Annotated in this window: 14 protein-coding genes; 12 read left to right on the top strand and 2 right to left on the bottom strand. The window is 45.5% G+C overall.

What is annotated here, in order from left to right:
* The 11 genes from hydG (at window position 1) to BLT15_RS03830 (ending at window position 11559) form a co-directional block, all read left to right on the top strand.
* The gene (gene hydG / locus BLT15_RS03880; RefSeq protein WP_234985492.1) at window positions 1–1461 is read left to right on the top strand and encodes a [FeFe] hydrogenase H-cluster radical SAM maturase HydG; all 1461 of its coding nucleotides are present in this window, start codon (window positions 1–3) and stop codon (window positions 1459–1461) included.
* Window positions 1458–2579: a [FeFe] hydrogenase H-cluster radical SAM maturase HydE gene (hydE, locus tag BLT15_RS03875; protein WP_089758868.1), complete on the top strand. Its 1122-nt coding sequence runs from the start codon at window positions 1458–1460 to the stop codon at window positions 2577–2579. Before hydG ends, hydE begins: the two co-directional genes overlap by 4 nt.
* Window positions 2557–3777, top strand: a complete 1221-nt coding sequence (hydF, locus tag BLT15_RS03870; protein WP_089758866.1) for a [FeFe] hydrogenase H-cluster maturation GTPase HydF — start codon at window positions 2557–2559, stop codon at window positions 3775–3777. The genes hydE and hydF overlap by 23 nt, the downstream gene beginning before the upstream one ends.
* On the top strand, window positions 3777–5180 hold the full coding sequence (locus tag BLT15_RS03865) for an aspartate ammonia-lyase (protein ID WP_200769690.1): 1404 nt from the start codon (window positions 3777–3779) through the stop codon (window positions 5178–5180). Before hydF ends, BLT15_RS03865 begins: the two co-directional genes overlap by 1 nt.
* 80 nt (window positions 5181–5260) lie before the next feature.
* The gene (locus BLT15_RS03860) at window positions 5261–6217 is read left to right on the top strand and encodes a P1 family peptidase (protein ID WP_089758862.1); all 957 of its coding nucleotides are present in this window, start codon (window positions 5261–5263) and stop codon (window positions 6215–6217) included.
* A gap of 153 nt (window positions 6218–6370) precedes the next feature.
* Window positions 6371–7408, top strand: coding sequence for an HD-GYP domain-containing protein (locus BLT15_RS03855; protein WP_089758860.1), 1038 nt, complete (start codon window positions 6371–6373; stop codon window positions 7406–7408).
* A 124-nt stretch (window positions 7409–7532) separates the two neighbouring features.
* Window positions 7533–7766, top strand: coding sequence for an RNA chaperone Hfq (gene hfq, locus BLT15_RS03850; RefSeq protein ID WP_089758858.1), 234 nt, complete (start codon window positions 7533–7535; stop codon window positions 7764–7766).
* A gap of 195 nt (window positions 7767–7961) precedes the next feature.
* Window positions 7962–8384, top strand: coding sequence for an OmpH family outer membrane protein (locus tag BLT15_RS03845; RefSeq protein WP_089758856.1), 423 nt, complete (start codon window positions 7962–7964; stop codon window positions 8382–8384).
* A gap of 175 nt (window positions 8385–8559) precedes the next feature.
* Window positions 8560–10032, top strand: coding sequence for an NfeD family protein (locus BLT15_RS03840; protein ID WP_089758854.1), 1473 nt, complete (start codon window positions 8560–8562; stop codon window positions 10030–10032).
* A gap of 53 nt (window positions 10033–10085) precedes the next feature.
* The gene (locus BLT15_RS03835) at window positions 10086–11123 is read left to right on the top strand and encodes a slipin family protein (RefSeq protein ID WP_089758853.1); all 1038 of its coding nucleotides are present in this window, start codon (window positions 10086–10088) and stop codon (window positions 11121–11123) included.
* Window positions 11124–11160: 37 nt separating this feature from the next.
* On the top strand, window positions 11161–11559 hold the full coding sequence (locus BLT15_RS03830) for a secondary thiamine-phosphate synthase enzyme YjbQ (protein ID WP_089758851.1): 399 nt from the start codon (window positions 11161–11163) through the stop codon (window positions 11557–11559).
* An 84-nt stretch (window positions 11560–11643) separates the two neighbouring features.
* On the opposite strand, the gene BLT15_RS03825 is transcribed toward BLT15_RS03830, so the two are convergent.
* Window positions 11644–11904 carry an AbrB/MazE/SpoVT family DNA-binding domain-containing protein gene (locus tag BLT15_RS03825; protein ID WP_345788682.1) on the bottom strand — a complete coding sequence of 87 codons (261 nt, stop codon included), beginning with the start codon at window positions 11902–11904 and terminating at the stop codon, window positions 11644–11646.
* A gap of 65 nt (window positions 11905–11969) precedes the next feature.
* Window positions 11970–12653 (bottom strand): HesA/MoeB/ThiF family protein, encoded by a 684-nt coding sequence (locus BLT15_RS03820; RefSeq protein ID WP_089758849.1) that lies wholly within the window; start codon window positions 12651–12653, stop codon window positions 11970–11972.
* 393 nt (window positions 12654–13046) lie between these two features.
* Between BLT15_RS03820 and BLT15_RS03815 the strand changes: the two genes are divergently transcribed.
* Complete coding sequence (locus tag BLT15_RS03815) at window positions 13047–14204, top strand: D-alanyl-D-alanine carboxypeptidase family protein (protein ID WP_089758846.1); 1158 nt, start codon at window positions 13047–13049, stop codon at window positions 14202–14204.
* Window positions 14205–14206 lie beyond the last annotated feature (2 nt).

Below are 14206 nucleotides of genomic sequence, written 5' to 3'. Positions count from 1 at the left end.
ATGAAGAACAGGACAGCTGATTTTGACAGCATGACCACAGAGAAGACGGCTGAAGCAGATGAACTGGCCGAGCTTTTCCGCGAGGATAACATCGAAAAATTTCTGGCCAGAGGGGAGGAACTTGCCCGCGATAAAGAAGAGATTGAGAGGATAATAAAAGAATCTGTAAATTTGGAGGGATTAAGCCCGGAGGAAGCAGCAGCCCTCCTGCAGATTGAGGAGCGGGAAATGCTTGAGCTGATGCTGCAAACAGCCCGCCAGGTAAAAGAGACCATATACGGTAAAAGGCTGGTTCTTTTTGCCCCTCTATATTTTGACAACATCTGTGACAACAAATGTCTTTACTGTGCTTTTCGCCAGGGAAATGACGAGGTTGAACGCCGCCGACTCTCTCAGGAGGAAATCAAGAAGGAAGTCGAGGCTCTCATAGAAAAGGGGCATAAAAGGCTGCTTGTTTTAACCGGCGAGAGAGAAAATGAAGATTTGACCTATCTGCTGGAAGGCATTCGCACCGCCTATGAAACAGGGACAGAAGCTGGAGAGATAAGACGGATAAACGTCGAGGTGGCTCCGCTCACTGTAGAGGAATTTTCGCAGCTGGATGAGCTGGGAATTGGTACCTACACCTGCTTTCAGGAAACATATCACCGCCCGACGTACGACAGACTGCATCCTTCCGGACCTAAATCGGATTATGACTGGCGTCTTTCGGTAATGGACAGAGCTATAGAAGGCGGAATAGATGATTACGGCATCGGTGCTCTTTTTGGGCTTTACGATTATCGTTTCGAGGTCATATCACTTCTGCTCCATGCGAATTATCTCCAGGAGAGATATGGCGTGGGACCTCATACCATCTCCGTTCCGCGTCTTAATATGGCGGCGGGAGCACCTCTAGATAATCCTCCTGCTCCAGTCTCCGACTTTCAATTCAAGAAGCTTGTGGCCGTCCTGAGGCTGGCCGTTCCCTATACAGGCATTATTTTGAGCACCCGGGAGGAAGAGAGCCTAAGAGATCAGCTATTTCGTCACGGGGTTTCGCAGATCAGCGCCGGCTCCCGCACTTCTCCGGGTGGTTATGAAGAAGCCAGGCAGCGTGATTCAAAAGAAGAGCAGTTTTCACTGCATGACACCCGCCCCATAGCCGAGATAATTTACGAACTGGCTGAGAAAAATTATCTGCCCAGCTTCTGTACAGCCTGCTATCGCAAGGGGCGTACAGGTGAAGATTTCATGGATCTGGCCCGCCCGGGCAAAATTCAGCAGTACTGCAAACCCAATGCCATGATGACCTTCAAGGAATACCTGGAGGATTTTGCCGGCGATGAGCTGCAGGAGCGGGGGGAGAGCTGTCTCGAACATCATCTGGACGAGATGAAAGAAAATAATTCCGACCTGGCCGGCAGAATAAAGGAAAGACTGAATAAAATCGGTCGGGGAGAAAGAGATATTTACCTATGATTTTAAAAAATGGAGACGAATTGAGCGAAGATGAACTTACCGGTCTTCTGCAGCTTGAGGATGAGAAAAAAATTGAAAGTTTATATAGACGGGCATATCGGGAAAAAGTTAAACAGGTGGGTAAAAAGGTTTATTTTCGCGGGATAATTGAGTTCAGCAATCACTGCCAGAAAAATTGCTATTACTGTGGTATCAGACGCGATAATCAGGAGCTGACCCGATTTGAGATGAGCAGAGAGGAGGTTCTTGAGTCGGCCCGCTGGGTGTATGAAAATGGATATGGATCTCTGGTTCTTCAATCTGGCGAGGTTCAGGCGGAAGAATACGCTGAATATATCGAGGGGATTATCAGCGAAATCAAAGAGATGAGCGGGGGAGAGCTGGGGATTACACTCTCTCTGGGCGAACAGAATAAAAGCACCTATCGCCGCTGGTTTAAGGCGGGAGCCCATCGATATCTTCTGCGCATAGAGACTACCAGCTCTGATCTTTACGATGAACTGCACCCGGATGATCATGGATTTCAGGACAGGCTTGATTGTCTCAAAGACCTACAGGATATCGGATACCAGACCGGCACCGGCGTAATGATCGGTCTGCCCGGTCAAACCCCGGCAGATCTGGCTGGTGATTTGAAATTTTTTCAGCGCCAGGGAATCGATATGATCGGTATGGGGCCCTATGTTCCTCATTCCGGAACGCCGCTGGCTTCCGGAGATAATTTACCTGAAGATCTGGATGAGAAAAATCTTGATTTAAGCCTTAAGATGGTCAGCCTTTTGAGAATTTTGATTCCTGACGTCAATATCGCCGCTACTACCGCGCTGCAGGCTCTTCATCCCCGGGGGCGAGAGAAAGCTTTGAAAGCCGGGGCAAACATTTTGATGCCGGTTGTCACCCCCCAAAAATACCGTGATAATTACAAACTTTACGAAAATAAACCCTGTATCGATGAAAAAGCTGAGGACTGCCGGGGCTGTCTCAAAAACAGAGTGAAAAGCATCGGTGAGGAAATAGCCTATAATGAATGGGGAGATCCGCCGCGCTATTTCCGAAGGCTGGGCAGCAGGACGGCTGAACTGGGAGGTGAAATCGATGCAGAAAACGCCGCGGGCTAATCGGCTTCATATTGCGATTTTCGGCCGCAGAAATGCTGGCAAATCAAGCCTGATAAATGCCCTGACAGATCAGGATTTGACGGTGGTTTCTGATGTGGCTGGAACGACTACAGATCCGGTTTATAAGTCAATGGAACTTTTGCCTTTAGGCCCGGTGACTATGATCGATACAGCCGGTATTGACGATGATGGTGAGCTGGGGAAATTAAGAGTTGAAAAAACAAAAGAAGTACTGGGAAGAACAGATTTAGCCATCTTCGTAGTTGACCCCGGGCAGGGAATAGATGAAGCCGAAAAAGAGCTGCTGGCCGAAGTTCAGGACAGAGATATTCCCGTGGTGGGGGCGGCAAATAAAGTTGATCGGGCTGAGGACGAAAGAATTGATCGCCTCAGTGAAGAACTGGGAATCGAGTTACAGCCGGTTAGCGCCGTCGAAGAAACAAACATTGAAGACTTAAAGAAAGAAATAGTATTCAATGCTCCTTCTGAATTTGAAGAACCCCATATAATTGGTGACTTGATCAAGCCCCAGCAGACAGCAGTACTGGTAGTGCCTGTCGATATGGCCGCTCCCAAAGGCAGGCTCATTTTGCCGCAGGTACAGACCATACGCGATGTGCTCGATAATGACGCTCAGGCTATGATTGTTAAAGAGCGTGAACTGAGAGGAGCACTGAAGGAATTAAAGTCAGATCCGGAAATTGTGGTTACTGATTCTCAGGCGTTTATGGATGTGGATGCAGATGTTCCCGACAGAGTTCCTCTGACCGGTTTTTCTGTTTTGTTTGCCCGCTATAAGGGGGATCTGGAGATTTTCATCCGGGGAATTAAGGGAATTGATAGCTTGAATACAGGCGATAAAGTATTGATAGCTGAAGCATGCACACACCATCGGACACCTGATGATATTGGGACAGTTAAGATTCCCCGCTGGCTGAGACAGCTGGTTGGCGGAGAACTGGAATTTGATCACGTATCAGGAAGGGAATTTCCTGATCGGTTGGAAGATTATGATTTAATTGTTCACTGCGGTGGCTGTATGGCCAATCGCAAAGAAATTCTATACAGGTTGAAAAAAGCTGACAGCCGCGATATACCTATTGTCAATTACGGAATGCTGATTGCTCATGTGCATGGCATTCTGGATAGGGCTTTAGAACCTTTTCCCATGGCCAGAATGATTTGGGAGGAAAAATGATGCGGCAGGAAAAAGATTTGCTGGGCGAAAAGAAGATAAGAGAAGAAGCCTATCACGGAATTCATACCGCGAGAGCGGCAGAAAATTTTTCGCTCACCGGCCGCCAGGTCAATCCAGAATTGATCAGAGCAATAGCTGCTATCAAACAGGCAGCAGCGATTGTCAACCATGATCTGGGTGATTTGAGTCGGGAGAAAAAAGAGGCCGTAGTTCAGGCCTGTGAGGAAATCAGAAGGGATGAACTGGAAGAGGAGTTCATCCTGGATGCCCTCCAGGGAGGGGCGGGAACTTCCACGAATATGATGATCAATGAAGTGATAGCCAATCGAGCCATCGAAATTTTGGGAGGTCAAAAAGGGGAATACGATTTAGTCCATCCCAACAATGATGTCAATAAAGCTCAGTCCACCAATGATGTTTATCCGACAGCACTTAGAATTGCCGGACTGAGGCTTTTACCCTGGCTAACAGAAGAAGTATCCCGGCTCCAGGAGACTCTACAGGAGAAAGAACGGGAATTTGCTGATATACTTAAACTGGGTCGAACTCAGCTGCAGGATGCAGTGCCAGTAACTCTGGGCCAGGAGTTTTCTGCCTATGCCGAAGCTATAAGCCGTGATAGATGGCGCATTTACAAAGTTAAAGAGAGATTAAAGAAAGTTAATCTGGGGGGCACTGCAGTCGGGACCGGCTTAAATGCTCCCCGAAAATATATATTTAATGTGATCAGAGAGCTGCGAAATATTACCGGTCTCGGCCTGGCTCACGCTGAAAATATGATTGATAACACTCAGAACCTGGATGTATTTGTGGAAATTTCAGGGTTATTAAAGACCCTGGCGGTAGATCTGAATAAACTGGCAGATGATCTGCGTCTTTTATCTTCTGGTCCTCGGGGAGGCCTGGGTGAGATAGAGCTACCTCAAGTCCAGGCTGGCTCTTCAATTATGCCCGGCAAAATCAATCCAGTGATCCCTGAAGCTGTTAATCAGGCTGCTTTTACGGTGATTAGCAATGATCAGGCTATAACTCTGGCGGCCCAGTCAGGCCAGCTTGAGTTGAATGCGATGATTCCTCTGCTTGCTGATAAATTGCTGGATAATATACAAATATTAAAGAGGACAGTAAAGATGTTTCGGAAAAAATGCATTGGCGGTATAGAAGCCAACAGGGAACAATGTGAGACCTTACTGGAGGAAAGTATGAGTTTACTGACCGCTTTAAATCCTCATATAGGTTATGAACTGACCACAGAAATTGCCAGAGAGGTGAAATCAACTGATAAAAATGTTAGAGATGTGGTTTTGGAAAAGGACATATTCACTGAAGAAAAATTAAATGAGATTTTATCTCCGGAAAATATGACCCGGCCCGGCATTTCAGGAACTGTAGATTTCAAATGATCGGAATCATCGCGGTCAGAAATTCGGGTTATAGAAGGAATTTTAGTCCTCGGCTCTAATTATAAAGCAGGGTGATATTTATGAAACCTTTTACCGAAGTACCCGGCATTGAGGCCGGCAGTGCCCAGGACAAAGAAGCTGGCACTGGCTGCACGGTTATTCTGGCCGGCGTGGAAGGTGCAGCTGCTGGCGTTGATGTTAGGGGAGGAGCTCCGGGAAGCCGAGAGCATGCTCTGCTCTCTCCCGATAAAAGCGTTGAGAGAATTCACGGCCTGCTGTTTACCGGCGGCAGTGCCTACGGACTGGAAGCTGCCGGGGGAGTGATGCATTTTTTGAGTGAAAGAGGTATTGGTTACCGCACTTCGGCTGTTCCTGTTCCTATCGTGCCCGCCTCAGTTATTTTCGATCTTAACTATGGCCAGCCCAAAGCTCCCGGTTTTGATCTCGCCTATGAAGCCTGTTATCGGGCCATCCAGGAAAGGCCCTTACAGGAAGGGAGCAGGGGAGCGGGAACGGGTGCTACGGCGGGAAATGCTCTCGGTCAGGAATATCGAATGAAGAGCGGAATGGCCGGTCTTTCATGTCAGCTGAAAGGTGGAGTGAAGCTGGGAGCCCTGGCCGTTGTAAACTGTTTTGGCGAAATTTTAGCTGAGAACGGGGATGTTATTGCCGGTATTTATGACAGAGAAAGTGAACATTTTCTAAATACTATGAATGTTCTTGAGAATAAACAAAAAGAAGGTGAAGCCTCCGGCGAGAATACTATTCTGGGGGTCGTTGCGACCGATGCCGACCTTGATCCGGCAGAAGCCAGCAGGCTGGCTCAGATAACTCACAACGGCCTGGCCCGGGCTGTCAGGCCTGCCCATAGCCTCGTCGATGGCGATACAATGTATGCGCTGTCTACCGGCAGCAGGCAGATAGATCTGTCTCTGCTAGGGGAGAGAGCGGCTGAATTGATGGCGGAGGTTATTAGAAGGGCCGGACGAAGGGCTGAAAAAATTTTTTCTGCTGATTTTGTGTTCGGTGATCTCTGAGAGTTTCAAAATCACCCAAATCGTCTAAAATGATTATTTTTTATAACGATTAAAAAAAGTGTTGAAATTTTAGTCGGGATATGAGTACAATAAAAAGCAGGTATATATTTTTTGTGTTCTAAATAAAACAATCCGATTTGGGTGGTTATTAAGATGAGACTGGTACACCTGGACAATGTAAAACAAGATATGAAACTCGCTAAACCTATCAGCGATAGCGGAAGATACCTTTTACGAGAAGGACAGAATAATCTACAGCGTTTTCGAAAACGATTAAAAAAACTGGGGATCAAGTATATTTACGTCGAAGATGAGATCTCTAAAGATATTGAAGTGGATGATGTGATCAGAGAGAGCACCAGAGAGGAAGCGCGACAGTTTACCAGAGAATTTATTGATGATATTTCTAATGATAAAACTCCCGATTTCAATAAAGCCAAAAAACAGGTTGAAACTATTATTGACGATATAATAGATCGTCAGGGTGTTGTAATAAACTTATATGATATAAAAACCGCCGATGATTATACCTATGCTCATTCGGTAAATGTGGCGGTAATTTCAATTTTGCTGGGAAAAAAAGTGGGGCTTAACTATCGAGATATAAAAAAGCTTGGGCTGGGAGCTCTCGTCCATGATGTGGGAAAGGCCAATATACCGAATGACATTTTGAAAAAGCCGGGCAAACTGAGCGAGGAAGAATATAAAATTATTCAGGAACATGCCAGACTGGGATATGATAAACTCAAAGACTTTAAGGAAATAAAGGCAACCTCTCTCTCAGTCGTGCTCTCCCATCATGAAAATTTTCAGGGGAATGGTTATCCCCGCGGGGTAAAAGGCGAAGAATTGCACATTTTTCCGAGGATTGTTGCCATAGCTGATGTTTTTGATGCTCTCACCAGTGATAGAGTTTATCGGGAGAGATGGTCCATAAGTGAGGCGGCCGATTTGATAGTTTCGCGCAGCGGTCAAAAATTTGATCCTGAGCTGGTTAAATATTTTATGCGGTATATCACGCTTTATCCGAGCGGCATAACGGTCAGATTAAATGATGGCAGGGAAGCGGTTGTTGTAGATCAGAATGAAGGTTATCCGCGTCGTCCGATAGTGCGGCTGCTGGATACGGGAGAGGAGATCGATCTGACCGATGAACTGAACCTGGTTATAGCTGAGGACAAAGTTTCCTGAAAAACTTCTATTATCAGAGCGGCAGGAAAATTTAATATCGGTCCAGAAATGTAAAAATACCAGGAGACAGCTGCATCAATTATATGTTTTTAAATTTTTATCCTGAAATTAGGAGGAATAAGCGATGTCGCAGGACCTAAACTTACAGCACAATTTTCTGGAAGAGATCAAACAAGAAGATATGGATATCACCGTTTATTTAAAAAATGGTGTGCAGATCCAGGGGAAGCTGGCCGGTTATGACGATTACGTTATTTCTGTGAGCACTGAGGAAGAGATTCAGATGATCATGAAGAAAGCTATCACCACAGTAGAGCCGGAGGAGGAAATAAGGGGATATTTTCCTGAGGAATTTTAATTTAGCCTTGCTTTTCAATTATCAAAACCTGCAGCGAACATATTTCCGGGCCCGGGGTTTAAATTTTTTTAGTAAAGTGGTATACTCAATAAACAGATAAGATCAGGACATCAGATAACTTGCGCAAACGCAAGTCATAGATCAAAGGAGGTTAAATTCATTAAAGATTATAGAGTTTCACTGCTGGTAGTTTTGTTGGTAGCCGGTGTACTTTTAGGACCTGCTGTTACAGCTCAGGCCGATAATCTGGAAGTCGCAACTGTCGATATGCAGGAGGTTTTGATGGTCCATCCTTCCATAATGGATGCACAGCAGCAAATACAGGAAGAGCAGATGGAAATGATGGCTGAACTTGAAGATATGGATGAGGAAGAAGCAGCCATGCAGCAGCAGCAGATGCAGCAGCAGCTGCAGCAGATGCAGCAGGATCTTCTGGAAGATGCCATCGCAGATGTAGAAACTGATATCGAAGATATCGCTGCTGAACTGGGTTATAACGTGGTGCTGAATTCAGAAGGCATAGTCTCTGGAGAGGAAAATCTGGATTCTGTAGATATCACCGAAGATATCATGGAAGAGTTCAACGGTGACGCTGAGGATATGCAGCCTGAACTCTAAGGCCGGATTTAAAAAGCATTTTAAAATACTATTCTGATTCAAAAAGAGCCTGGCAATAATGAGCCGGGTTCTTTTTTTAATTCTTTTTTCTTTTATTTTCTAATTATGATATAATATAATTGCTCTGTAAAAGATTTTTAACCAATCCGGCTCCATATATGAGGAGGAACTGCAGATGAGATATCTTTGCGGAGAAATTTCCTCGCCCTCGCTGCTGACCGGATTTTTTGAGGCTATGAAAGTCGCGGCGATTATAATCGCGTTGAGTTTTATTTTATTTTTGGGTTTTAATCTGAATGGACCATCTCTGGCTGCTTCCAGTATATCCGCCGATGTGATGCCGGAGGGAATACCGGAAGAACAGGAGGAGCCGGTGGAAACACGGGGGCTTTTGGTAAGAGTCGAAGGCACTATAACTTCGGGCACTTCCAGAATGCTCAGAAACAGCCTTGAACAGGCTGAGGAAGAAAATTATGATTTCCTGCTGGTGGAAATTGACTCGCCGGGAGGGCTTTTAGATCCAACTCTCAAAATAATGTCAGATTTTTTAGAATCTCCCATTCCGATTATAACCTATGTCGCTCCTGCGGGAGCTATTTCAGCTTCGGCCGGAAGCTTTTTGCTGCTGTCAGGTCACAAAGCTGCCATGACGCCAGGCACCAGTACCGGGGCTGCTATGCCTGTGCAGTTTACCCCGGGAGGAGACCAGGGAGCTGCCGATGAGAAAACTATCAATTTTATAGAAGGACATATTCGCAGCGTGGCCCGGGAAAGAGGTCGAAGTGAGGAGATAGCCGGAAAATTTGTGACCGAGAACCTGACCCTTACGGCCGATCAAGCTCTGGAGGAGACGATAATAGATGTGGTCAGCAGAAGCAGAGCGGAGCTGCTGGAAAGTCTTGACGGAGAGGAAGTTCAGATCAGAGGAGAAACCAGGGAGTTGAATACAGCAGGAGCAGAATTGACCGAGAGAGAAATGGATATCTGGGAAAGCTTTGAGAATATTCTGGGCAATCCTCAGGTGACCTTTCTCCTTATGCTGGTGGGTATTTATGGCATAATAATTGGGTTTTCATCCCCCGGCACAATCGTTCCCGAGGTTGGAGGAGCTCTGGCTCTCATTCTGGCTCTTTTTGGTCTGGGTATTATTGAAGTTGATTATCTTGGGCTGATAATGGTGGCTCTGGGTATATTTTTCCTGGTGGTCGAGCTTTTTACCCCGACATTCGGCATATTCACAACAATAGGAGTGGCATTACTGGTGCTGGGCGGTTTTATATTTCCCGGCGAGCCCCTGATGCCGCCGGAATGGTTTGCTAATTTTAGGATGCTGGTATTAGGAATTGCTGCTATGTCTGCTCTGTTTATACTGATTGTTCTCAAAAAAATAATCAATCTCAGGAAGCTGGGCAGCGATGATATTAAGGGCATCTTCAGAGATAAAGAAGGTGTTGCAGCTGAAAAAATTGCTCCTCAGGGCATGGTCAAAGTGGGAGGAGAGATGTGGAATGCCAGACTCGACCGGAATGTAGCTGCTGGCAGCCTGGAAAAAGGCGAGAAAGTTGAAGTGATTGGCAGAGAGGGCATGATTTTAATTGTCAGGCCGCTTTCGGAAACAGGTGAAAATGACATCGGAAAAGAAGAGTGAAAGATTTCGCGCCTGGGCTGGTTTTTCCAGCTCTACAGGGGGAGGTAATATTTATGTTTAACGTCGAAGGAGTTCCCTTTTTTTCTATAGGTTTTTTGATCCTGTTTCTGCTGATTTTAAGTCAGGCAATTTATATTATCAAAGAATATGATAGAGCTGTAATCTTCCGCCTGGGTCGATTTGTGGAAACAAAAGGGCCCGGTTTAATTTTGGTCATCCCTATAGTTGATAGAGTGGTCAGAGTCTCTCTCAGAACAGTGGTATATGATGTTCCCGAACAGGAAGTTGTCACCAAAGATAATGTCACCTGCAGGGTTAACGCAGTTCTTTATTATCGGGTGGTTGACCCTCAAAAAGCGGTGATCAATGTGGAAAAATTTCATCAGGCCACCATACAGCTGGCCCAGACCACGATGCGAAGTATCGCTGGCGAAGCGGAGCTGGATGAGCTGCTTTCCGAGCGGGAGAAAATAAACTCCAAGCTGCAGCGGGTAATAGATGAGGCCACAGATCCCTGGGGAATAAAGGTCAGCGCTGTCGAGCTGAAAGATATCGTAATTCCTTCCAGCATGAAAAGGGCTATAGCCAAACAGGCTGAGGCTGAGAGGGAAAGAAGAGCTGTAGTCATTCAGGCCCAGGGTGAAAAGCAGGCTGCAGCCAGAATAGCCGAAGCGACCGGCATTCTCAACACGCAGCCCGGTTCTATGAATTTGAGGACTCTGCGCACGGTCAGCGAAGTTGCCTCCTCGGAAAGTTCTTCGGTTGTGTTTCCGCTGCCGATGGAGATGCTTAGATATTTCGCCCGCGGCGAAGATATTGATCTTCCTGAGGGTTCTGAGATCGATGTTGAAAAGTTGATCGAGGAGACTAAAGAGAATATTGAAGAGATGAAGAAAAAAGGCGAAATAGGAGAGGAAGAGGCTTCTCCAGAAGCTGACCTGAAGGGGGAGACTAATCTGGACGATATTGATACCGAAGATCTGGATATAGACGCTGATGAAGCTGTCGGCGATCTTGATCCGGGTGCTGAGGATGAGGAGGAAGACGAGCAAGTTGATGATAGACCTGACGAAGAAAAGGATGAAGGATAGGAAATTCTAAATAACTGTTATATGGAGGTCATAAAAATTGCAGCGGACGATTGTCATGTCCACTGAAAACCGGGAAGAGCTTTATGATATAACTCACAGGGTGAAAAAAGCAGTCGCGGATATCGACGAAGAAAACGGACTGGTTAATGTTTATGTCAGAGGGGCTACTGCCGGGATAATGATTCAGGAGAGCTGGGATGACAGCGTGCAGCAGGATGTAATTGAATTTCTGCAGGAACACATTCCTCAGGGGGTCTGGAAACATGACCGGCATGATGGAAATGGGGATGCTCATTTAAAATCCGGCCTGGTAGGTCCCCAGGAGACGATACCTTTGAGCGAAGATCAATTGATGCTCTCCACCTGGCAGAATATTTTTCTCTGTGAATTTGACGGGCCCAGAAGCAGGCGCGAAATCCTGGTCACGGTGAGCTAATATAAAAAATCTCCCATCACCTTATTAAAGTTAGGAGATGGGAGATTTTATCCTGTAACAGGTGATTTTTGTACAGGTGTGAAATCAGCTCATTTCACCGAGGTCAGCAATGCATACCTCGCATATATCTTTATCCTTATACTGGATGAGATCTTCAACGCTGCCGCATAGATAACAGCCGGGTTCATATTTCTCGAGAATTATAGAATCGTCTTCTACATAGAATTCGAGAGGATCTTTTTCGTCGATATTGAGAGTGTCTCTGAGTTCTTTGGGAAGCACTATGCGTCCGAGTTCGTCAACTTTTCTTACTATACCTGTGGCTTTGATAGTTATCCCCTCCATTAGGTTTTTGAGTTTATTAATTCTATCTAAATTTAAATTTAGAATAAACTCAAGTTTTCTGATGGTTAATTAAAATCGATTTTTTCCAGAGAGTAATCCTGCATGTCCACAAAGAGCAATTTATTGGCCAGGTTATCAGAAATATCAAGGTGAAGCTTCACCGCTTCCAGCACCTGCAGAATAGCTACCATCGTCACCGCCGGTGAAAATACTGGTATGGTCCCATTTTTTTCATTCTTACTGTCGGGATTTTCACCCAAAATTTCCTCGAGTCGGGGAGTTTTACCGGGTATAATGCTTGTAAGCTGGCCGTGCCAGGAGCGAATTGCTCCGTGAACGAAGGGTTTTTCCTTCTGCCAGGCTGCCTTTTCCAGATCAAAACGGGCCTGGTAATTATCAAGGGCATCCAGAACAATATCGACATCGTCGGGAATTTCCAGGTCCTGGGTTATCTGCCCCTCAATGGCTTCTATTTCAGTTTCTAAATTGAATTCTTCCAGTTTCTTTTTGGCTGTTCTGACTTTGCTCTCCCCGATGTCGCCGCGACCGTAAAGTATCTGGCGGTTTAAATTCGAAGCCTCCACATGATCTCTGTCTATAAAATATATTTTTTTTACCCCGATTCTCTGCAGCTGAATGAGCTGATTGGTGCCCAGTCCGCCGACCCCGCCAACGAAGACTTTCATGCTGCGAATTTGTTCTTTTTCAACTTCAGTGAACATGGGCCACTGCCGCTGAAAAATATCCATAGTGATTCCCCCATCTATATATTTTGTTGATAATTTGAATAGGCATATAAATTATTTATAATATAGCTTCCACCCTGTAGTTACAATTATAACTAAAAATCAGCTGCGATCAAATTTTTACTCGATATTGCTTCATAATTTGAGGTTGTTAACAGGAAAAAAGGGGCCATTCACATAAGTTTATATTAGAAGCTGTTGAGGATTGCAGGAAAAATATATGGATCTTCTTGTTATCTGTTGATAGATATCGTATAAGATCGGGGGAAAATTTCATTGTGAACTAAGCTTTATATCTTACAGTACAACTAAATGAGGTTTTTACACCCCTATTAGCCAACTGAAGACAAGAAGATCCAAAAATAAAAATCTCAAAAAAGAGCAGGTGAAATATAAATGAAATCCAGGTTTATAAAATTAACAGGTTTGACTCTGCTGCTGCTGGCTGCTGCTGTGATAATTTCTACTCCAGCCTCAGCCATCGAGCTGCAGGCCAGATCGGCTATTCTTGTAGAAGCTAATACAGGCCAGGTTTTATATGAACAAAATCCCGATGAAGAACTCCCTCCCGCCAGCATCACGAAGATCATGCCCATGTTGATGGCTATGGAAGCCGTGGAGGAGGGAGAGATATCGCTGGATGATGAAGTGACCGTTAGCAGTCGGGCCGAGGATATGGGAGGTTCTCAAATTTTTCTGGAGGCCGGAACAGCGCTCACAGTTGAAGAACTTTTAAAAGCTATCACAATTTCCTCTGCCAATGATGCCACCTATGCGCTTTCAGAATATCTGGGGGGAACCTACTCCGGTTTTATCGAAATGATGAACGAGAGGGTGGCAGAACTCGGCATGGAAAATACCAATTTTGAGAATTCAACCGGTCTGCCGGCCGATAATCATTATTCTACGGCCAGAGATATAGCTAAAATGTCCCGCGAGGTTGTACAGTATCCTGAAATCAGAGAATGGGGTCAGATCTGGTCGGAATATCTGGAGCTGCCCGATCGGGAAGCGCTGCTGGCAAATTTGAATCAGCTGGTCCGTGATTATCCCGGTATGGATGGTATAAAGACAGGACGAACTCAGGAGGCCGGTTACTGTCTGGCAGCCAGTGCCGAACGGGAAGGGATGAGGCTTATCTCTGTTGTATTAAATGCTGAATCCGATCAGGAACGTCAGGATCAAACCCGAAAGCTGCTGGATTATGGATTTGGCAATTATGTTCAGGAGACTGTCATAGAAGAAGGAGATTCAATTCAAAATATATCTTTTCCGGGCAGCAGCGAAGAAGAAGTAAGCGCTCGCGCTGCTGAAGATCTTACTGCTCTGCGCGAAAGAGGCGAAGATCTGGATTATGATCGAGAAGTTAGCATTATAGAGGATTTTGAATTTCCCATAGCTGAAGGAGAAAAAATGGGGGAGATGAGGCTGGTGGATGGGGACGAAATAATCAACAGCATCGATTTGATAGCTGAAGAGGATATTGTCGAGGCAGGTATTGTTTCCAGAATTATCAGATCAGTAGGTGATATTGTAGATGGCATATTTGAATAAAT

Source organism: Halarsenatibacter silvermanii (genome assembly GCF_900103135.1).
In the GTDB taxonomy this organism is placed as follows: domain Bacteria; phylum Bacillota; class Halanaerobiia; order Halanaerobiales; family Halarsenatibacteraceae; genus Halarsenatibacter; species Halarsenatibacter silvermanii.
The sequence above is the reverse complement of the archived record's forward strand: the minus strand, read 5'-3'. Positions and strand labels throughout refer to the sequence as shown.

What these genes read in the sequence shown, in the direction of transcription:
- hydG (WP_234985492.1), top strand. Translation starts at nt 1, where the DNA reads ATGAAGAACAGGACAGCTGATTTTGACAGCATGACCACAGAGAAGACG.
- hydE (WP_089758868.1), top strand. Translation starts at nt 1,458, where the DNA reads ATGATTTTAAAAAATGGAGACGAATTGAGCGAAGATGAACTTACCGGT.
- hydF (WP_089758866.1), top strand. Translation starts at nt 2,557, where the DNA reads ATGCAGAAAACGCCGCGGGCTAATCGGCTTCATATTGCGATTTTCGGC.
- BLT15_RS03865 (WP_200769690.1), top strand. Translation starts at nt 3,777, where the DNA reads ATGCGGCAGGAAAAAGATTTGCTGGGCGAAAAGAAGATAAGAGAAGAA.
- BLT15_RS03860 (WP_089758862.1), top strand. Translation starts at nt 5,261, where the DNA reads ATGAAACCTTTTACCGAAGTACCCGGCATTGAGGCCGGCAGTGCCCAG.
- BLT15_RS03855 (WP_089758860.1), top strand. Translation starts at nt 6,371, where the DNA reads ATGAGACTGGTACACCTGGACAATGTAAAACAAGATATGAAACTCGCT.
- hfq (WP_089758858.1), top strand. Translation starts at nt 7,533, where the DNA reads ATGTCGCAGGACCTAAACTTACAGCACAATTTTCTGGAAGAGATCAAA.
- BLT15_RS03840 (WP_089758854.1), top strand. Translation starts at nt 8,560, where the DNA reads ATGAGATATCTTTGCGGAGAAATTTCCTCGCCCTCGCTGCTGACCGGA.
- BLT15_RS03835 (WP_089758853.1), top strand. Translation starts at nt 10,086, where the DNA reads ATGTTTAACGTCGAAGGAGTTCCCTTTTTTTCTATAGGTTTTTTGATC.
- BLT15_RS03825 (WP_345788682.1), bottom strand. Translation starts at nt 11,904, where the DNA reads ATGGAGGGGATAACTATCAAAGCCACAGGTATAGTAAGAAAAGTTGAC.
- BLT15_RS03820 (WP_089758849.1), bottom strand. Translation starts at nt 12,653, where the DNA reads ATGGATATTTTTCAGCGGCAGTGGCCCATGTTCACTGAAGTTGAAAAA.
- BLT15_RS03815 (WP_089758846.1), top strand. Translation starts at nt 13,047, where the DNA reads ATGAAATCCAGGTTTATAAAATTAACAGGTTTGACTCTGCTGCTGCTG.